The sequence below is a fragment of the Nonomuraea sp. NPDC049400 genome, assembly GCF_044466425.1.
Lineage (GTDB): Bacteria > Actinomycetota > Actinomycetes > Streptosporangiales > Streptosporangiaceae > Nonomuraea.
This window is the reverse complement of the sequence record NZ_JBITMP010000011.1, coordinates 104,170-122,660: the sequence shown is the minus strand read 5'-3', so window position 1 is coordinate 122,660 and position 18,491 is coordinate 104,170. Positions and strand designations below refer to the sequence as shown.

At 69.0% G+C, this 18,491-nt stretch carries 15 protein-coding genes; 2 read left to right on the top strand and 13 right to left on the bottom strand.

From position 1 onward, the window contains the following. Window positions 1–111: 111 nt before the first annotated feature. The gene (locus tag ACIBVN_RS19245) at window positions 112–2,418 is read left to right on the top strand and encodes an ATP-binding cassette domain-containing protein (protein WP_397138051.1); all 2,307 of its coding nucleotides are present in this window, start codon (window positions 112–114) and stop codon (window positions 2,416–2,418) included. Window positions 2,419–2,471: 53 nt separating this feature from the next. Here the strand turns inward: ACIBVN_RS19245 and ACIBVN_RS19240 are convergent, their stop codons facing one another. Both ACIBVN_RS19240 and ACIBVN_RS19235 read right to left on the bottom strand, forming a co-directional pair. Then, the gene (locus tag ACIBVN_RS19240) at window positions 2,472–3,341 is read right to left on the bottom strand and encodes a hypothetical protein (protein ID WP_397138049.1); all 870 of its coding nucleotides are present in this window, start codon (window positions 3,339–3,341) and stop codon (window positions 2,472–2,474) included. Window positions 3,342–3,374: 33 nt separating this feature from the next. Continuing rightward, window positions 3,375–4,268 carry an LD-carboxypeptidase gene (locus ACIBVN_RS19235; protein ID WP_397138047.1) on the bottom strand — a complete coding sequence of 298 codons (894 nt, stop codon included), beginning with the start codon at window positions 4,266–4,268 and terminating at the stop codon, window positions 3,375–3,377. Window positions 4,269–4,350: 82 nt separating this feature from the next. Here ACIBVN_RS19235 and ACIBVN_RS19230 point away from each other — a divergent pair, with 82 nt between their 5' ends. Further along, the gene (locus tag ACIBVN_RS19230) at window positions 4,351–5,235 is read left to right on the top strand and encodes a sulfotransferase (RefSeq protein ID WP_397138045.1); all 885 of its coding nucleotides are present in this window, start codon (window positions 4,351–4,353) and stop codon (window positions 5,233–5,235) included. Here the strand turns inward: ACIBVN_RS19230 and ACIBVN_RS19225 are convergent. The 11 genes from ACIBVN_RS19225 to ACIBVN_RS19175 all read right to left on the bottom strand — a co-directional run bounded on the left by ACIBVN_RS19225 (window position 5,207) and on the right by ACIBVN_RS19175 (window position 18,443). Further along, on the bottom strand, window positions 5,207–7,093 hold the full coding sequence (locus ACIBVN_RS19225) for an ABC transporter ATP-binding protein (protein WP_397138043.1): 1,887 nt from the start codon (window positions 7,091–7,093) through the stop codon (window positions 5,207–5,209). The genes ACIBVN_RS19230 and ACIBVN_RS19225 overlap by 29 nt on opposite strands. 249 nt (window positions 7,094–7,342) lie before the next feature. Then, window positions 7,343–8,158, bottom strand: coding sequence for an enoyl-CoA hydratase/isomerase family protein (locus tag ACIBVN_RS19220; protein ID WP_397138041.1), 816 nt, complete (start codon window positions 8,156–8,158; stop codon window positions 7,343–7,345). Between the two features lie 150 nt (window positions 8,159–8,308). Continuing rightward, on the bottom strand, window positions 8,309–8,524 hold the full coding sequence (locus ACIBVN_RS19215) for a helix-turn-helix domain-containing protein (RefSeq protein ID WP_020547488.1): 216 nt from the start codon (window positions 8,522–8,524) through the stop codon (window positions 8,309–8,311). Window positions 8,525–8,637: 113 nt separating this feature from the next. Next, a complete protein-coding gene (locus tag ACIBVN_RS19210) occupies window positions 8,638–10,236 on the bottom strand; it encodes an ABC-F family ATP-binding cassette domain-containing protein (RefSeq protein WP_397138039.1) in 1,599 nt (532 codons plus the stop codon). Window positions 10,237–10,349: 113 nt separating this feature from the next. After that, entirely contained in the window at window positions 10,350–12,929 is a 2,580-nt protein-coding gene (locus ACIBVN_RS19205) for a Tat pathway signal sequence domain protein (RefSeq protein WP_397138037.1), read from the bottom strand. Beyond that, on the bottom strand, window positions 12,926–13,546 hold the full coding sequence (locus ACIBVN_RS19200; protein ID WP_397138035.1) for a rhamnogalacturonan acetylesterase: 621 nt from the start codon (window positions 13,544–13,546) through the stop codon (window positions 12,926–12,928). Before ACIBVN_RS19200 ends, ACIBVN_RS19205 begins: the two co-directional genes overlap by 4 nt. Beyond that, a complete protein-coding gene (locus tag ACIBVN_RS19195; protein ID WP_397138033.1) occupies window positions 13,543–14,442 on the bottom strand; it encodes a carbohydrate ABC transporter permease in 900 nt (299 codons plus the stop codon). The genes ACIBVN_RS19200 and ACIBVN_RS19195 overlap by 4 nt, the downstream gene beginning before the upstream one ends. Window positions 14,443–14,454: 12 nt before the next feature. Then, entirely contained in the window at window positions 14,455–15,426 is a 972-nt protein-coding gene (locus ACIBVN_RS19190; protein WP_397138031.1) for an ABC transporter permease, read from the bottom strand. A 57-nt stretch (window positions 15,427–15,483) separates the two neighbouring features. Next, entirely contained in the window at window positions 15,484–16,917 is a 1,434-nt protein-coding gene (locus ACIBVN_RS19185) for an extracellular solute-binding protein (protein WP_397138029.1), read from the bottom strand. Between the two features lie 116 nt (window positions 16,918–17,033). Then, window positions 17,034–17,663 (bottom strand): YesL family protein, encoded by a 630-nt coding sequence (locus ACIBVN_RS19180; RefSeq protein ID WP_397138028.1) that lies wholly within the window; start codon window positions 17,661–17,663, stop codon window positions 17,034–17,036. Window positions 17,664–17,786: 123 nt separating this feature from the next. Continuing rightward, window positions 17,787–18,443: a DUF1961 family protein gene (locus ACIBVN_RS19175; RefSeq protein ID WP_397138026.1), complete on the bottom strand. Its 657-nt coding sequence runs from the start codon at window positions 18,441–18,443 to the stop codon at window positions 17,787–17,789. Window positions 18,444–18,491 lie beyond the last annotated feature (48 nt).

Here is an 18,491-nt window from a genome sequence, read left to right as displayed (position 1 = left end):
ACCGTATGCTGTACGGTACGATGTACGGAACCGCAGAAATGTCCGGGACGGGTTGTAGGCTGTCCCGGCTTTCCCCCGTACGGCAGGAAAATTCAGACGAGGAAGGGTTCCGTGGCCGTCTCCAGCCGCCAGGCCAGCACCGTTCAGCACCGCGATCACACCGCCGCCGACAGCCACGACCTCATCCAGGTCCGCGGCGCCAGGGAGAACAACCTCAAGGGCGTCTCCCTCGACCTCCCCAAGCGCCGCCTCACCGTGTTCACCGGAGTGTCCGGCTCCGGCAAGTCCTCGCTCGTCTTCGACACGATCGCCGCGGAGTCGCGCCGGCTGATCGACGAGACCTACACGGCGTTCATCCAGTCGTTCATGCCGAGCCTGGCCCGCCCCGACATCGACGCGCTGCACAACCTCAGCGCGGCGATCATCGTGGACCAGGAGCGGATGGGCGCCAACCCCCGCTCCACCGTGGGCACCGCCACCGACGCCCACACCATGCTGCGGATCATGTTCAGCCGGATCGGCGAGCCCTACGTCGGCCCCGCCTACGCCTTCAGCTTCAACCGGGCCGAGGGCATGTGCCCGCAGTGCGAGGGGCTGGGCAAGGCGTCAGAGATCGACGTGGACGCGCTGGTCGACAGAGAGCTGTCGCTGAACGAAGGGGCGATCAAGGTCCCGGGGTTCCCCGTGGACAGCTGGCAGTGGCAGGTCATGGCCGGCTCCGGCCTGTACGACCCCGCCGTCAAGCTGAAGGACTTCACCCCCGAGCAGTGGGCGGACTTCCTCCACAAGCCGCCCGTCAAACTCAAGTACGGCACCAACAACTTCACCTACGAGGGGCTGGCAAGCAAGGTCAGGCGGACCTACCTCGGCAAGGACCTGGAGTCGATGCAGCCGGCGGCGCGGGCGTTCGCCGAGCGGGCGATCAAACTGACCGTATGCCCCTCCTGCGGCGGCTCCCGCCTCAACGAGGCCGCCCGCTCGGCCAGGATCGAGGGGGTCAACATCGCCGAGTGCGCGGCCATGCAGATCAACGACCTGGCCGGCTTCGTCCGCGGCATCGGCAACCCAGCGGTCGGCCCGGTGCTGGAGGGACTGCTGTCGACGCTGGACTCGCTGGTGGAGATCGGTCTCGGATACCTGAGCCTGGACCGGGAGTCCGGCACGCTGTCGGGCGGCGAGGCGCAGCGGGTGAAGATGGTGCGGCACCTCAACTCCAGCCTCACCGACGTCACCTACGTCTTCGACGAGCCGACCGCCGGGCTGCACCCCCACGACATCCAGCGGATGAACAACCTGCTGCTCCAGCTCCGCGACAAGGGCAACACGGTGCTCGTGGTCGAGCACAAGCCGGAGCTGATCGAGATCGCCGACCACGTGGTCGACCTGGGTCCTGGCGCGGGCACGGCCGGGGGACGGATCTGCTACGCGGGCGACCTGGACGGGCTGCGCGCCTCTGACACGCTGACCGGTCGCTACCTCGGCCACCGGGTGCACCTGCGGGAGAAGTTCCGGGAGCCGTCCGGGCACCTGCCGATCGAGGGCGCCACGCTGCACAACCTGCGCGACGTGCGCGTGGACATCCCGCTCGGCGTGCTCACCGTGGTCACCGGCGTGGCCGGCTCGGGCAAGAGCTCGCTGATCCACGGATACGTCGCGGGCCGCGAGGGCGTGGTCGTGGCCGACCAGTCGCCGATCCGCGGCTCGCGCAGGAGCAACCCGGCCACCTACACCGGGCTGCTCGACCCGGTCCGCGCGGCGTTCGCCAAGGCCAACGGGGTCAAGCCGGGCCTGTTCAGCGCCAATTCCGAGGGCGCCTGCCCGGCGTGCAAGGGCATCGGCCTGATCTACACGGATCTGGCGATGATGGCCGGGGTGGCCTCGGTGTGCGAGCAGTGCGAGGGCAAGCGGTTCACGCCGGAGGTGCTGACGTACCAGCTGCGCGGCAAGGACATCAGCGAGGTGCTCGCCATGCCGGTGGCCGAGGCCCGCGAGTTCTTCACCGAACGGCAGGCCCGCACGATCCTCGACCGCCTGGCCGCGGTCGGGCTCGGCTACCTGGGCCTGGGCCAGCCGCTCACCACGCTGTCGGGCGGTGAGCGGCAGCGGCTCAAGCTCGCCATCCACATGGCCAAGAACGGCACCACGTACGTGCTGGACGAGCCCACCACGGGCCTGCACCTTGCGGACGTGGACCAGCTCCTGGCGCTGCTCGACCGCCTGGTGGACGACGGCAACACGGTCATCGTGATCGAGCACCACCAGGCCGTCATGGCCCACGCCGACTGGATCATCGACCTCGGCCCTGGAGCCGGTCACGACGGCGGCCAGGTGGTCTTCTCCGGCACCCCCGGCGAGCTGGTCGCCGACGGCACCTCGCTCACGGCGATCCACCTGCGCGACTACGTGACCCAGCCCTGATCCCGGCCGCCCGGTCTCGCGCGCACGCCGGACGGCGCGCGGGACCGCAGCCTTCAGACGGCGAGGCGCGCCAGGACGCGGGCGAACTCCGGCGGGGGCGTCACCACGAGCCGGGTCTGGCCCTGCTGCGCGACGATGTCGGCCTTGATGTGCGTCAGCCGCCCCTCGTGCCACCAGTACACCTGCGAGCTGAGCCCGCCCGTGCGCGCCGCGTGGATCCGCAGCCGCTCGATGGCGCGTACCACGCCGATCCCGTCCACCGGGTGCACGAGCAGCGTGTACGGGTCGGGCAGCACCACGAGCACCCCGTCGGCGGGAACGGGAACGTAGTCGCCCAGCCACCGCAGATGAGTGGCGGCCGACGGGGTCATGGCGGTCAGCCGGGTCACCGGCGTGCCCGACAGCTCGATGGACTCGACCTCCAGCCGCTCCTCGCGGCGGACGTTCGCGACGGCCAGTTCGAGCGCCTGCGCGGTGGGCACCGGCCAGCACCCGGCCTGCTCGGGCCGTACGGCGCGCGAGCCCACGAACAGCAGCTCCACCAGGTCGGCGCTGAGGTGGCGGCCCACCACGCGGGTCAGGTCGGCCACCTCGTCCACGGCCTCGACGCGGGTCCGGATCAGCGGCCCGGCCTGTTCCAGGTCGCAGACGTCCAGCCGCTCCCCCGCGGTCGCCACGGCGTGCGAGAGGTGCTCGGAGACCAGCATGGGCCAGTCCTCCCTGGCCCTGCGCCCCGCCTCGCGGCGCAGCCCCGTGAGCCTGACGACCAGCTCCATGTCGCCCCTGAGCGTCACGGAGCCGCCGTCACGGGCGAATTCGAAGGAGTATCCGAGGGATTCGGCGACGAGCGCGAGCAGCGAGTCGAGATCGACGTCCTCGACCGGCCGGCGTGAGGGCTCTCGGTGTCGCCTGAAAAAGCTCACGCGCCATGTCCCTTTCTGTCGGATTCGTCCCTTCTACCTTGCCTGCTCCCCATCACCGACAATGGCAGCTAGGGAGCACGATTCGGTATCGATAACCCCAAGTCTCCCCAGCCACACACTCATCTGCGGTGACCCGTGCCCCACCGGCAGTCCGGCCAGCACGGGAACCCCGAGCCCGCCGAGCCGGTCTTCGAGCACCGCGTACGGGTCGCCGCAGTCCACCCACGAGCCCAGCGCGATCCCGCGCACCCCGTCGAGCGCCCCCGCCTGCAGGAGCTGGGTGAGCATGCGGTCGATCCGGTACGGCTCCTCCCCGATGTCCTCAAGGAACGCGAGCTTCCCCGCGAACGACGGCTGCCACCGCGTGCCGCACATCGAGGCGAGCAGCGACAGGTTGCCGCCGGCGAGCACGCCCTCGGCCCGCCCCTTCACCAGCACCCGCTCGCCCTGGACCGGCTCCTGCGCGCCGGACAGCGCCGCCTGCAGGCTCTGCCAGCTGCGCGGCTCGGGCCCCTGCTCGCCGGCCAGGATGTCGCAGGCCGGCATCGGCCCGTGCAGCGTGGCCACGCCCAGCTCGGCGGCGAAGGCGTTGTGCAGCGCCGTGATGTCGCTCGACCCGATGAGGACCTTGGGCCCCGCCGCCCGCATGGCGTTCCAGTCGAGCAGGTCCAGGAGCCTGGCGGCGCCGTACCCGCCCCTGCAGCAGAACACCGCGGAGACGGCCGGGTCGCACCAGGCGGCCTGCAGGTCGGCGGCCCTGGCGGCGTCGTCGCCCGCCAGGTAGTCGAGCCGCTGGCGGTCGAGCGCGTGCGCGCCGGTCACGACCTTCAGCCCGAGGCCCTCCAGTCGCTCGACGCCGCGCCTGAGCAGCACCGCGTTGGGCGGGCCCGACGGCGAGACGACCGCGACGGTGTCACCGGGTCGCATCGATCAACTCCTCGGTTGGCTCGTTCGGGGGGAAACGATTGGCTCATCCACGTGGAAAACGGTGTCACACTTGTGGTCCAGTATGCGACTTCCGCCCCACATACTCGTTGTCAACGGCATCAAGGTCCGCCGGCCGGTCTTCCTGGTCGGAGCGCCGCACTCCGGCACGGACCTGCTCGCCCGCGCCCTGAAACGATCTCCTGGTTTCCACGTGACGATGGGCCGCGCGAGCGTGGCGCACGTGGTGTACGCCTTCGCCCGCAAGCCGTCCATCGGCCAGACCTCAGGCGCCGTGCGCGTCATGCGTGACGCGCTCGCCGAGTCATGGCAGGTGCTGCCCGGATCCTGCGGGTGGTGCGCCGAGTCGTGCAGGGATGCGGGCGGCGTCACGGGGACCGGCCCCTGCGTGTCCACGAACGAGATCACCAGGTTCGGCGACGGCAGCCCCGACCTGATCTACAGCGCTCCCGTGCTGCTCCAGGCCTTTCCCGACGCGCGGTTCGTACAGCTCATCCGCGACGGCAGGGACGTGGTGGCCGGCATGCTCGGCGATCCCGCGTGCCTGGCCTGGTTCAAGCCGGCGATGTTGTCGGAGGAGACCGAGTTCCCCAACGCGTTCCTCGGCGTCAACAAGGACGAGCACCTGGACCGGTGGAAGGGCATGCCGGCGGCGGGCAAGAGCGCGCTGCGCTGGCGCAGCGCCGTGCGCCTGAGCGCCGAGCTGCGCCGGACGCTGCCAGAGGAGCAGCTCCTGACGCTGCGCTACGAGGACCTGGTGCAGAAGCCGGCGCAGTCGGTGGCCACGCTGGCGGAGTTCCTGGAGACGCGGGTGTCCAAGGTGGTCCTGTACGACACCGGCGTCCCCAAGGTCGGCGCCTGGCGCACCAAGCTCAGGCCGGCCGACCTGGAACTGGTGGAGAAGGTGGCCAGGGAGGAGCTCAAGCGGCTGGGCTACCAGAAGAATTGAACTGCGTGCGGTAGAGCTCGGCGTAGAGGCCGCCGCGGGCCAGCAGCTCCTCGTGGCGTCCGCGCTCGGCGACGCGGCCCTCGTGGATCACGAGGATCTCGTCGGCCTCCCTGATCGTGGAGAGCCGGTGCGCGATCACCAGCGAGGTGCGGCCCTCCAGCGCCGTCTTCAGCGCCACCTGCACGGCCGCCTCCGACTCCGAGTCGAGGTGGGCGGTGGCCTCGTCGAGCACGACCACGCGGGGCGCCTTGAGCAGCAGCCTGGCCAGCGCGAGGCGCTGCTTCTCGCCACCGGACAGGCGGTAGCCGCGGTCGCCGACGACCGTCTCGAGCTGGTCGGGCAGGCTCTCCACGAGGTCGCCGATCTGCGCGGCCCTGAGAGCCTCCCAGATCTCCTCATCTGTGGCCCCAGGTCTGGCGTACCGGAGGTTGGCCCCGATCGTGTCATGGAAGAGATGAGCGTCCTGCATGACCACTCCCACGGTGTCGCGCAGGGAGTCGAGGGTGGCCTCGCGCACGTCGAGCCCGTTGATCCGGACCGTGCCCTCGTTGACGTCGTACAGGCGGGACACCAGTGACGTGATGGTGGTCTTGCCCGCGCCCGAGTGGCCGACCAGGGCGACGAGCCGGCCGGGCGCGGCCGTGAACGAGATGCCCTTGAGCACCGGGTATGACGGGCCGGTGTCCTGCCTGGCCACCGACTCCAGGGAGGCCAGCGAGACCTCCTCAGCGGCCGGGTAGCGGAAGCGCACGTCGTCGAACTCGATGGTCACGGGCCCGCCGGGGATCGCCGTGGCGCCGGGCTTCTCCGCCACCATGGGCTTGAGGTCGAGGATCTCGAAGACCCGGTCGAAGCTCACGAGGGCGGTCATCACGTCGACGTGCATGTTGGACAGGGACGTGAGCGGGCCGTACAGGCGCATCAGGAGGGCGGCCAGGGCCACCAGCGTGCCCAGCTCGAAGACGCCGGAGACCGACAGCACGCCGCCGATGCCGTACACCAGGGCCGTGGCCAGCGCGGCAACGAGCCCGAGCGCGACCCTGAACACGGTGCCGTACATGCCGACCGTCACGCCCACGTCGCGCACCCTGGCGGCCCTGCTGCCGAACACCTCGGCGTCGTCCTCCGGGCGGCCGTAGAGCTTGGCGACCATGGCGCCGGCCACGTTGAACCGCTCGGTGGTCACCGAGCTCATCTCGGCGTCGAGCTGCATCTGCTCGCGGGTCAGCGCCGACATGCGCCGCCCGACGAACTTGGCCGGCACGATGAAGATCGGCAGCAGCACCAGCGCGACCAGCGTCACCTGCCACGACAGCGCGAGCATCGCGCCCAGCACGAGCACCAGGCTGACCACGTTGGAGACCACGGACGACAGGGTGCTCGTCAGCGCCCGCTGCGCGCCGATCACGTCGGTGTTGAGCCTGCTGACCAGCGCGCCGGTCTGGGCTCTCATGAAGAACGCGACCGGCATGCGCTGCACGTGGTCGAACACCTCGGTGCGCAGGTCGTAGATCAGGCCCTCGCCGATGCGTGCCGAGAACCACCGCTGCACCAGCGTCAGCCCGGCGTCCACCAGCGCCAGCGCGGCGATCGTCACGGCCAGCCAGACCACGACGCCCGGCCGCCCGGCCAGGATGCCGTCGTCGATGATCGCCTTCATCAGCAGCGGGTTGGCGATCACGATCACCGCGCCGGCCACGACGAGCAGCAGGAACGCGGCGATATGCGTGCGGTACGGGCCGGCGTAGCGCGCGATGCGCCGGACCGTGCCGGGGCGCAGCCGCTGCTTGGTCACCGAGCCGTCGCGCCGCAGCGACGCCATCACGTGGGGGCCGAAGCCCCCTCCCATCATCGTCATATGGGGGATCCCCTCTCCCCCGGAGTCAGCGCCGCCACCGCGCCTGGCGATTCCCCCGTCCGCTCACCGCGAAACCGCCCACCGCCGCGCCCTCCCGTCCCTGGCGCGCCCAATGGGCCGGACGCCACCACAGCGGCGTGCGACCGTCCGGCGCCGAGCCCCCGGCGACCCCGCCTCTGCCCCATCCCCCTTTCTCAAACCCCGAGGGACGGAAGCCACGACGGCGGGTCCGGGACACCCCGATCCGGGTCAGCCGAAGAGGGCCTTGATGCGGGCCGCCTGTTCAAGGCCCTCGGCGATGCTCTGCTCCTCCAGGGTGCGACCGCGCGCCCCCTGGAGGAGTCGCTTCGTCGCAACCGCCGCATCCCGGTTCACGGCCAGCAGCTGCGCGATCTTGTCTCGTACCGCTTGATCCAGGTCGCCCCCGGCGACCACTTGCTCGGCGAGGCCGATGCGCATGGCCTCGTCCGCGTGCACGGTCCTGGCGGTCAGGCAGATGTCGATCGCCTTGGCCAGTCCCACCAGCTCGACCAGGGGCTTCGTCCCCGTCAGGTCGGGCACCAGGCCCAGTGCGGGCTCTTTCATGCAGAAGGAAACATCATCGGCCACGAGCCGCAGATCACAGGCGAGCGCGAGCTGGAACCCCGCACCGATCGCGTGCCCCTGCACTGCGGCGATGGAAACGATCTCCGGGCGGCGCAGCCACAGGAAACCCGCCTGTGCCTGCCGGATGCGCTGCTCGAAGGTTGCGTCGTCGCTCTTGGCCGCCGCGCCGAACGAGCCCTGTCCGGGCACCCCCTCAGATGTGAACATTCGCAGGTCGATCCCTGCCGAGAAGGACGGTCCCTCACCTTTCACGACGACTACGCGCACCTGCTCGGGCAGGCTCTCGCCGATCCGAGCCAGCGCCGACCATGTCGCGAACGTCTGCGCGTTCCGCTTTTCCGGCCGGTCCAGCGTGATCGTCGCTATCTCACCGTCCACCTCGAAGCGGACTCCGCTCTCCGCCGCAACGGAGACCTCATCCGCATACCCCCCGCGCTGTCGCGCCTGCGCTTCCGCCATCGCCCGCTCCCTTCAGTCCTGGCCGCGCAAGGAGTGCGCGACCAGAAAGCTGACCGTCGCGCCCGAGCCTACAGAACATCGTTCTGGCCCGGGCGCGACGGGTGGCTGACTTGGGACGGGCGGCTGCGGTCGCACGTTCCGAGGCGGCCGTCAGCGCTTGGACTTGCCTCGGGTCGCCCCGCCGCGCCCGCGCAGAGTCACACCGGACTCGCTCAGGATGCGGTGGATGAACCCGTAAGACCGACCGGTCGAAGCGGCCAGGGCGCGGATGCTCTCACCCGCGGCGTAGCGCTTCTTGAGATCGCCGGCCAGTTTTTCCCGGTCGGCCCCGGTGACCCGGGTGCCCTTCTTCAGTGTCTCGGCCACGAGTACCTCCTGTAGTGCCGGACTTCCGCAGCGTTACTCCGCCATGATCAGTCATTTCAGCGGGATCGGCTACCTACTCCACGGGAAAAGATCCGTACCCACTCAAATTAAGATCAGGCAAGTGCCACAAGATCGGAAAATTCGTCGCTCCATGCGTCTTCAGTTCCGTCAGGTAGCAAGATCACCCTATCCGGTGACAGGGCGTCAACGGCACCCTCGTCATGTGTGACTAGGACGATTGCTCCTGAATACGACCTCAGAGCATTGAGAACTTGCTCCCGGCTGACCGGATCGAGGTTGTTCGTGGGCTCGTCGAGAAGGAGGACATTGGCGCTCGAGAGCACCAGGATCGCCAGTGCCAGCCGGGTCTTCTCGCCACCCGACAGCACCCCCGCGGGCTTGTCGACGTCGTCGCCCGTGAACAGGAACGAGCCGAGCACCTTGCGCAGCTCGGTGTCGGTGAACTGGCCGCCCGCCGACTGCATGTTCTCCAGCAAAGTGCGGCCGGGGTCGAGGGTCTCGTGCTCCTGGGCGTAGTAGCCGATCTTGAGGCCGTGACCGGGACGGACCTCGCCCGTGTCGGCCTTCTCGATGCCGCCGAGCAGGCGCAGCAGCGTGGTCTTCCCCGCGCCGTTCAGGCCCAGGATGACGACCCGGTGACCTCGGTCGATGGCCACGCTGACGTCGGTGAAGACCTCCAGCGAGCCGTACGACTTGGACAGCCCCTCGGCCGTGAGCGGGGTGCGCCCGCACGGCTGCGGCTCAGGGAAGCGCAGCCGCGCCACTTTGTCGCTTTTACGCTCTTCTTCGGTGCCCGACAGCAACCGGTGCGCACGCCGCATCATGTCCTGGGCGGCCTTGGCCTTGGTGGCCTTGGCGCGCATCTTGTCGGCCTGCGCGAGCAGCGCACCCGCCTGTTTCTCGGCGTTGGCGCGCTCGCGCTTCCTGCGCTTCTCGTCGGTCTCGCGCTGGGCGAGGTACGCCTTCCAGCCGACGTTGTAGTGATCGATCACCGAACGGTTGGCGTCGAGGTGCAGGACCTTGTTGACCGTCGCTTCAAGAAGACCGACATCGTGGCTGATGATCACCAACCCACCTTGATGGGATCGCAAAAAATCACGAAGCCACCCGATTGAGTCGGCATCTAGGTGGTTTGTCGGCTCGTCTAGAAGGAGAGTTTCCGCCCCGCTGAAAAGAATTCGCGCCAATTCCACGCGCCGGCGCTGACCCCCGGAAAGCGTTTGCAACGGCTGCGAGAGCACGCGATCCGGCAGTCCGAGGCTGGAGGCGATGGAGGCCGCCTCGGCCTCGGCCGCGTATCCGCCCAGGACGTGCATCTGGTCCTCGAGCCTGCCGTACCGCTTGACCGCCTTCTCCCGCGTGCGGTCGTCGGCGGAGGACATGCCGAGCTCGGCCTCGCGCAGCTTGCGCAGCACCTCGTCGAGGCCGCGCGCCGACAGGATGCGGTCGCGGGCGAGCACCTGCAGGTCACCGGTGCGCGGGTCCTGAGGGAGGTAGCCCACGCTGCCGGTGGTGGTGACGGAGCCTGCCGCGGGCAGGCCCTCGCCCGCCAGCACCTTGGTCAGGGTCGTCTTGCCCGCGCCGTTGCGGCCGACGAGCCCGATCTTGTCGCCCGCGTTCACCCGGAACGAGGCCTTCTCAATGAGCAGCCGCGCGCCGGCGCGCAGCTCGATGTCACTGGCGATGATCATGTTGGCGGAGCACTCCCGAGCTAGGAAACGGAGGATTGGGCGTGAGACGCCAGATCAATCGGGAGTATGCATACAGATCAGTGTAGGGCCCCTGGCCGGGACCCCACCTCTGGTTAACGCTCCAGGTACTTGCCGATCAGGGCCAGGTTGTGGATGGCGGCCAGACCGTACTGGCTGGCGTCATTGGTGCTCACGAACGGCGCCTCCTGCACGGGAGCGAGCACGTTCGGCCCGTCCACCGGGGTCAGGCGCCAGTCCTTCTGCCGTTGCAACCCGTTGCGGTTGAGCTGGTCGCCCTCGTCCACGAAGAACTTGCGCCACGCCCAGGCCGCCAGGTCCGCGTCCCCGGTGCGGGCGGCCGCGTACGCGGTGAGCCTGCTGTGCGCCTGGATCAGCGAGATCCCGCTCAGCCGCTCCCCCACCTCCGCCTCCTGCTGCTCGGGTGTGGCGAGGTAGAGCCGGCAGTACTGCAGCCACGCCTGCTCGAACCCCGGCACGTCCAGGTCGAGCGCGATCAGCTCCGCGCACATCTCCGGCAGGCCGAACAACGACGACAGGTGCGAGACGGAGATCTTGTCGCGTGCGGTGTCGAACCGCCCGGTCGCCAGGTCCAGCCGGGCCTCGCCGGTGAGGAAGCCATGCTGCAGCGCCCCGATGTCGGCCATCGTCCCCAGCAACCGGTCTCTGGCCCGCTCGTCGCCGTGCCGCTCCCACCGCGTCAGCCACGCGGCGGCCAGCGACCCCCAGTCGGTGCCGAGGCCGACCGACAGCGCCGACGGGTCCGGGGTGTAGACGTCCTCGCGCACCTTGCGCGTGGGGTCGATGACCACGAACGTCTCCTCGGGCGTGCTCAGCTCGTCCAGCAGGTCGCCCGTGCGCTCGTCTGCGGTCAGGTAGTAGTAGAAGCGCCGGTAGGCGGCGTTGGAGATGCGCAGCTGCTTGCAGCTGCACCCCCAGTGCTGCACGTTGTGCCTGGTGCCCAGGCCCTTCCACTTGCCCGCGTGGTAGACGTCGACCTCGCCGGTGTGGCGGGTCATCGACTCGGCGAAGCGGAAGACGTCCGATCGTCCGGTGCGCAGATACTGCAGCCACAGCCACAGGTCGGGCGAGAGCTCGGAGTTGTCCCAGGCGTAGCCGCCCACGTCGTAGCGCCAGGTGTGGCGGTCCGGGTCGTAGGTGTGCATCACGTCGCCGTAGTCCCAGAAGCCGTACCACCTGCGCTGCTCGCGCTCGCGCACGTACAGGTCGAACAGGAAGTCCAGGCGGTCCTCTACCTGGGCCTGCGCGGGCGTGGAGCGGTCGGGCAGCTCCCACACGCCGAACACGCCGGCCTCGCGCATCCGCGAGGGGCTGACGGCCAGCAGCCCCGGCTGGTTCATCGCCGCCGCGTGCTCGGCGAGGGCGCGCGACGGCGGCGTGGCGGCGTGGGCGCGCAGGGTCAGCTCGTGCGTGCGCGCCACGCCGTGGGCGTCGCCGAAGCCGGGCTCGTAGTCCTCGTACGTGATCTCCAGGCCCTCGAGCTGCTCGGCGAACGTGTCCTGGCCCATGCCGTCGTGGTAGAAGCGCAGGTCCATGGCCGGCGCGGACGGCGACCACATCCAGACGGTCACGGTGGCGAGGTCGGTGGCCGCGTTCCTGATGTCGAGGCGGGTGGGGTGCAGGCGCCAGAAGTCGCGCAGCCCGAAGCCGAGGCCGCCGCTGACGCCGCCGACGTAGCCGTACCCGGCCGAGCGGGTGCCCGCGGGGATCGTCACCCAGGCGTGGCCTTCCGCGGTGCGCTTGCGCAGCGTGAAGCCGTCGGCGGAGCCCTGGTCGAGCGTGTAGTCGTTCCAGGCGGGGATGAGGTGCAGGCGACCGGCGACCTCGGGGGCGATCTCGCCTGCCGGCCGGCCCTCGACCTGCGCCCGCCGTGCGGACTCGCCGGGGTCGCGGCGCAGCCCGGTCAGCCCGCGCACGGCCTCGGTGAGGAAACCGCCGCTGCCGGCCAGGCGCACGTGCCGGTCGTGCGGCTCGTCGCGCATGACCACGTCGGCGCGCAGCCCGAGCCCGGCCAGGAAGTCGCGCTCGGGGTCGCCGTCCCAGACGAAGGTGTGCATGATCCGCACCTGTTCGGCGCCCGCGTGGAAGTACAGGCGGACGGTGAACGGCAGCCAGTCGCCGTGCCTGCCCTCCAGCCGCACGACGGCGCGCACCGGCCCGTCCTGCTCGACCGTGACCGCGGTGACCTGCCCGGTGGTCTGCGAACGGGCCACCGGGCCGCCCTCGTCGGGCGTGGGCTCGCTCTGGCGGAGGCTGACCAGGCGGACGTCCCGGGCGATCTCGCGGCTCCCGCGCGAGATCGAGCGGGCCAGCGTGCCGCCGGACTCCTCGATCGTCCAGGTGACCACACCGGTGCTCACCGTGAGCAGGCCGTTTTCGCGGACGACGGTGACGGGCGTGCCCGCGGCGGCGGGCTCGCGTCCCGGCTCGATCCGGTACGAGTACGCGGCCGGCTGCGCGCCGATGGCGTGAGCCGACCACTTGACCGAGCCGTCCGGCCAGGTGGCGGTCACCCAGCTCTGGACGGGCACCTCGCGCCCCTCCGCGTCGGCCAGCGCGAACGGCGCGTCCCGCTCGACCGCGCCACGCGGCCACGGGACTCCCCAGGTCACCCCCTGCTCGCCTGGTCGGTCCAGCCAGCGAAGCGCCGTCATCGAATCTCCTTCAGTCGCTCGGCGACGATCGCGGCCACCTCGTCGGCGCCGCGGAAGCTGAAGTGGGTGTCGTCGGCCACCCCGTCCGGGTAGAGGGGGTGCTGCCCGGGCGCGAAGTGCGTGAACAGGGCCTTGGAGCCGTCGGGGCCGAGCCGCTCGTACAGCTCGGTGGTGGCGGCGGTCAGGTCGATCAGCGGCACGCCCTCGGCGGCGGCCAGCGCCCGCACCCGCCCGGGATAGTCGCCGTGCGTGGGCGCCAGCCGGTCACCGTCGAACCTGCGCCGCTGCACCGGCGTGCAGAGCACCGCCAGCGCCCCCGCCCCGCGCGCCTCCTCGACGAAGGCGCGCAGGTTGTCCTGGTACGGGATCGCGGGATCCTTCTGGTCGTTGTGCCCGAACTGGAGCACCACCGTGTCCCCGGGCACGACCTCGCGCAGCAGCGCCGCCCACAGCCCCTCGGCCCGGTGGCTGGCCGTGGTGGCGCCGCCCTTGGCGAAGTTGCGCACGGGCTCGCCCGCGTACGCGCCGAGCTGCGCTCCCCACCCGGACATGGGCGCCTCCCAGGCCGGGCACGAGGCGACCGTCGAGTCACCGGCCAGCAGGATGGCGCGGGTCACTCCTTGACGCCCCCGATCAGCACGCCCTTGGTGAAGTGCTTCTGCAGGAACGGGTAGAAGAACAGGATCGGCAGCGTCGCGATCACCACGACCGCGAACTTCAGCCCCTGCTCGGGCGGCACGAACGTCCTGTCCATGTTCGCCAGCGCGTCGGCCTGATCGGCGCTGGTCAGCTGGCGCACCAGGACCTGCAGAGTCCACTTGCTGGGGTCGGTTATGTACAGCAGCGGCGACATGTAGTCGTTCCAGATGCCCACCGCGTAGAACAGCGCGAAGGTCGCGATGATCGGTTTCGACAGCGGCAGAACGATCTTGAAGAACACGCCCATCTCGTTGCAGCCGTCGATGCGCGCCGCCTCCTCCAGCGCCTGCGGCAGCTCCTGGAAGAAGCTCTTCACGATGATCAGATAGAACGGGTTGATCGCCAGCGGCAGGATCAGCGCCCAGTAGCTGTCCAGCAGCCCCATGTCGCGCACCACCAGGTAGGTGGGGATCATGCCGCCGGAGAAGACCAGCGTGAAGATCACCAGGTTGAGCACCAGCGTCCGGCCCGGCAGGTACCGCTTGGCCAGCGGATACGCCATGGAGAACGTCAGCACCAGCTGCACCACCGTGCCGACCGCCGTCACGACGATGGTCGTGAGCAGGGCGCGGACGAAGGTGGGGGTGGAGAAGATGAACGTGTAGGTGTCCGTGACGAACTTCTCCGGCCACAGGAAGAACGGCCGCGAGGAGATCTCCGACTCGCTCGCGAAGGACCCCGCCAGCACGTACAGCAGCGGCAGCACCGTGATCAGCGCCAGGCCGACGAGGATGGCGACGTTGATGACGTCGAACACCCGGCTGCCCACGGTGCTGTATTCGGTGTTCAGCTTCTTGTGCTTCATGCTGTTCATATCCAGGGCCCCCTAGAGCAGTCCACGCTGGCCGAGGCGCTTGGCCAGCCAGTTGGAGCCGAAGATCAGGATGCAGCCGACGACGCCCTTGAACAGGCCGACGGCGGTGGAGTAGCTGATGGCGCCCTGGGTGATGCCGGTGTAGTAGACGTAGGTGTCGAACACGTCGGCCACCGAGCGGTTCAGCGAGGTGGTCATGAGCCAGATCTGCTCGAAGCCCGTGTCGAGCAGGTTGCCCGCGGTGAGGATGGCCATGACGACGATCGTGGGGCGGATCGCGGGCAGCGTGACGTGATAGAGCTGGCGGAAGCGGCTTGCGCCGTCCATGCGCGCAGCCTCGTACAGCTGCGGGTCCACACCGGCCAGCGCGGCCAGGTAGATGATCGTGCCCCAGCCGGTCAGCTTCCACATCTGCTGCAGGATGATCAGCGGCCGGAACCACTCCTCCTGCGCCATGTAGTCGATCTTCGCGGTGTCGCCGAGTATGTCGCGAATCCATCCGGAGATCACCCCGAAATCCGCGGAGAACAGCAGATACGTCAGCGACGCGACGATCGTCCAGGACAGGAAGTGCGGGATGTACATCACCGACTGGACCGAACGCTTGAGCACGTTGATCCGCAGCTCGTTCAGCAGCAGCGCGACGACGATCGGCGCGGGGAAGACGAAGACCACGGTCAGGAGCGCCAGGAACAGCGTGTTGAACATCAGCCGGCCGAAGTCCGGCCCGGTGAACAGATCCTGGAAGTGTTGGAAGCCCACCCAGGGGCTGCCGGAATAGCCGAGGAACGGCAGGAAGTCCTGGAAGGCGATGGTGATGCCGTACATCGGCAGGTACTTGAAGAGCGCGAAGTAGACGACGCCCGGGAGGAGCATCAGGTAGAGCCAGCGGTAGCGCGCCAGGGACGCGCCCACTCCCGGCCTCCGGCGTCGGCCGGGCTTGCTCGCCGCCCTCGCCGGAGGCGGCGCCAGGTCGGTGGCCACAGCGGCCTCCTTTCATGTGAGAGGCCCGGGCACGGTGGCCCGGGCCCCTCAGGCGGGTCAGTTGGTGCCGAGCTTGGCGACCAGGTCGTTGATCTCGGCGGCGACCTGCGTGCCGCCGGCGTCGTACCAGCGCTTGATCTCGCCCTTCAGCTGCTCTTCGGTCATCTCACCCGACAGGTACTTGATCCGGGCGTCGGGGATGATGTCGTCGAGCTGCGCGCCCTTGGCGACCTTCGTGGGTGAGACCACAGGCAGCGCCGGGTTGAACACGGCCGTCTTGAGGTCCTCGTTCATCAGGTCGTAGCCCAGCTTGATGATGTCCTTGTACGGCTGGCCGGACGGCGTGCGCGCGTAGGCGAGGCCGCCGTACGTCGTGTCGCCCTTGAAACCGAGCTGGGTGAAGGCCTGGTCGACGTTGTCCTGGACGACCCGGACCGCGGGGTCGGTCTCGTTGATCAGCGCGGCGGTCTCGCCCTCGGCCTTGAAGTTGCGCCCCTCGATGCCGTTCTGGACCAGGACCTGGCCCTCCTTCGAGCCCAGCTTGTCCAGGACCTTCAGGATGTTGTCGAGGTCCTGATCGGTCCGCACGTTCTGCTTGGAGATCGCGATGGCGTCGTTGTAGCCGGTGAACGGCAGGGAGAACTTCTTGCCGTCGGAGCGCTTGAGGTTGCCGACCATGGCGACCTTGTCACCGTAGTCCTTGTCGCCGTCGTCCCTGAACTTGTCGAGCAGAGCCCTGGAGCGGACGTTGACGTCGATGATGATGCCGCCCTTGCCCTGGAAGAACGGATCGTCCCACTTGGCCGTGTCATAGCTGGCGAAGTCCGGGTTGACCAAGCCCTCGTCGATCATCTTCTTGAGGAACTTGTTGGCCTCGAGGAACTCGGGGGTGTCGAAGCCGGGGACCAGCTTGCCGTTGCGCTCGCCCCACTCGTTCGGGGCGCCGAACCAGGTCTCGAGCGTGTCGTAGGGGCTGGCGCTGGCGTACTTGCCCGGCCACTTCGGGATGATCAGGCCGTAGGTGTCCTTCTTGCCGTTGCCGTCGGGGTCCTTCTCGGTGAAGGCCTTGGCGATGTTGTAGAGGTCGTCGACGGTCTCGGGCTGCTTCAGGTCGAGCTTCTCCAGCCAGTCCTTGCGGAGCATGACCGCCGAACGCAGCATGGGCCGCCACCGGGGGATGGCGTAGGACTTGCCGTTGATGGAGGCGTTGAGCTGGCGGCGCTCGTCCGTCGGCTTCAGGTTCGGGTACTTGTCCAGCTTGTCGGTCAGGTCCCAGAACGCCCCGGCCTGCGCGGCCTTGACGAACGCCGGGCCGTGCGGGTCCACGACCATGAGCTGCGGCACGTTGCCCGAAGCGAGCGTGACGTTGACCTTGTCGGAGTACTCGGCGTTGGGAACCCAGGTGATCTGGAGCTTCTTGCCGAGGAACTTCTCGACCGCCTGCTGCATCTCGCCCTTCGGGTCGGGCGCGGCGCCGAACAGCTTGGTCATGATGGTCACCGTGTTCGGATCGGTGGCGGGCGCGTCACCGCCTGAGCAGGCCGAAGCGGTGAGTGCAGCCGTTAGCGTTAACACCCCGGCAATGAGCCGCCGGCGACGGGATGCGCTCATGAGTTCCCTTTCGAATGCAATTGCGCCTCGTTCTCCGCGAAGAAGCGCTGGCAGAGCCACGTATTGAGGTAGATCCACGCGCCGAAGCTGATCAACGGGGCGAGGATGGGCGCCGCCGAGGTCGCGTAGGCGATGGCTAGGAGTGCTAGCAGCAACAGCACGGACGAGGCCGGACGCATGAGCGCTAGCTGCGCCGCCTTGGGCCAGTAGGCCCGTAGCGGCAGGTCGTAGTGCACGTAGAGCGGCCCCGCGTACGCCCCCACACCGGCCAGTGCGAGGAGCGCCACGAAGGTCGCGATCCGCAACGCTCCCATGCTGGGCCCGAGTGCGGAGAGGTACAGATAGTTGCCGAACAGGACGGTGGCAAGCGCCGCCGCCGGCAGGACCAGCAGCGAGCCCCGGACGAACTCCCGTCGGTAGACGGTCCAGAATTCGGCCCAGGCATGAAACGTTTCATTGCGAACATGCCGCCGAGCCAGCGTGTAAGCGGCCACGGTAGCGGGCCCGAGCCCGAGAACCACGCCTCCAGCGAGTGTGAAGACGAGCCACATCAGGTTGAGGCGGACCGCCCAGATGAGCTCTGAGCAGGCAGCTTGGATCCTGATCGACATGGCGGGATGATTCATCCGGCACCACCTCTCGTGGCATGTGCACGGATACGGGGGTGGGTTGTTGCACCGTGGTTCCTGCCTAGTTACAAGCCAGTGAACGGCGGGTTGGTGCGAAATTAGTGTTGAATCGACTCAAAGTCAATGACGAGAGACCCGGAGATTTGCGTACTCTCCGATCAGCGGCGCCATCTGCCTAAACCCGATCTTGCCTCCTGCCAGGGCGGGACCGCCGATCGAGCCGTCGTCGGCCCACCGGAACGAGACCAAATCGTTGACCGAGAACGTGATCGTCCCGGCCTCGACCTCGAGGCGCATCGCGTACGGGCCCTCCGCGTCGAGCACCGCCGGCAGCGGGTCAGGGCCCTGCGCCACCAGGTGGAAGCCGTGGCTCTTGCGCAGGTTGCAGGTGTGCAACGAGCGTTCGGAGGCCCACATGCGGCGGAAATAGGAGACGTGGTAGGCGTCGATGTCGCCGTGGTGGTACTGGTCGTAGGGGCCGGTGCGCGCCGCCAGGCCGGGGTCGAACAGGTCCTCGCCGTTCCTGCCCCTGGCGTGGAAGAACATGATGGCCAGGCCCGGCTCTCTTATGGGCCAGAAGTCCCATTCGATCCGCACGTCGGCGGGGAACTCTTCGGGACACCAGAGGACCAGGTTGGCCGCCTGGCCTTCCGAGGGGGGCCTGAGGCTCTCCAGGCGCATGCGTCCCTGGGGGAAGGATGTGGCGCCGTCCCCCTCCATGCGGAAGTCTTCCAGGTCAGCGGGGGTGGCCAGGGGGTTGCGGTAGAGCTCGGTCAAGGGGGCTCCTTCAGGGGGTTCTCCCTGTGCGGCGCACGTGTCTCGCGC

Bases quoted from the DNA above. Each gene is read 5' to 3' on its own strand.
- ACIBVN_RS19235 (WP_397138047.1), bottom strand. From the start codon at position 4,268: ATGCGACCCGGTGACACCGTCGCGGTCGTCTCGCCGTCGGGCCCGCCC.
- ACIBVN_RS19230 (WP_397138045.1), top strand. From the start codon at position 4,351: ATGCGACTTCCGCCCCACATACTCGTTGTCAACGGCATCAAGGTCCGC.
- ACIBVN_RS19225 (WP_397138043.1), bottom strand. From the start codon at position 7,093: ATGACGATGATGGGAGGGGGCTTCGGCCCCCACGTGATGGCGTCGCTG.
- ACIBVN_RS19220 (WP_397138041.1), bottom strand. From the start codon at position 8,158: ATGGCGGAAGCGCAGGCGCGACAGCGCGGGGGGTATGCGGATGAGGTC.
- ACIBVN_RS19210 (WP_397138039.1), bottom strand. From the start codon at position 10,236: ATGATCATCGCCAGTGACATCGAGCTGCGCGCCGGCGCGCGGCTGCTC.
- ACIBVN_RS19205 (WP_397138037.1), bottom strand. From the start codon at position 12,929: ATGACGGCGCTTCGCTGGCTGGACCGACCAGGCGAGCAGGGGGTGACC.
- ACIBVN_RS19195 (WP_397138033.1), bottom strand. From the start codon at position 14,442: ATGAACAGCATGAAGCACAAGAAGCTGAACACCGAATACAGCACCGTG.
- ACIBVN_RS19185 (WP_397138029.1), bottom strand. From the start codon at position 16,917: ATGACCAAGCTGTTCGGCGCCGCGCCCGACCCGAAGGGCGAGATGCAG.
- ACIBVN_RS19180 (WP_397138028.1), bottom strand. From the start codon at position 17,663: ATGAATCATCCCGCCATGTCGATCAGGATCCAAGCTGCCTGCTCAGAG.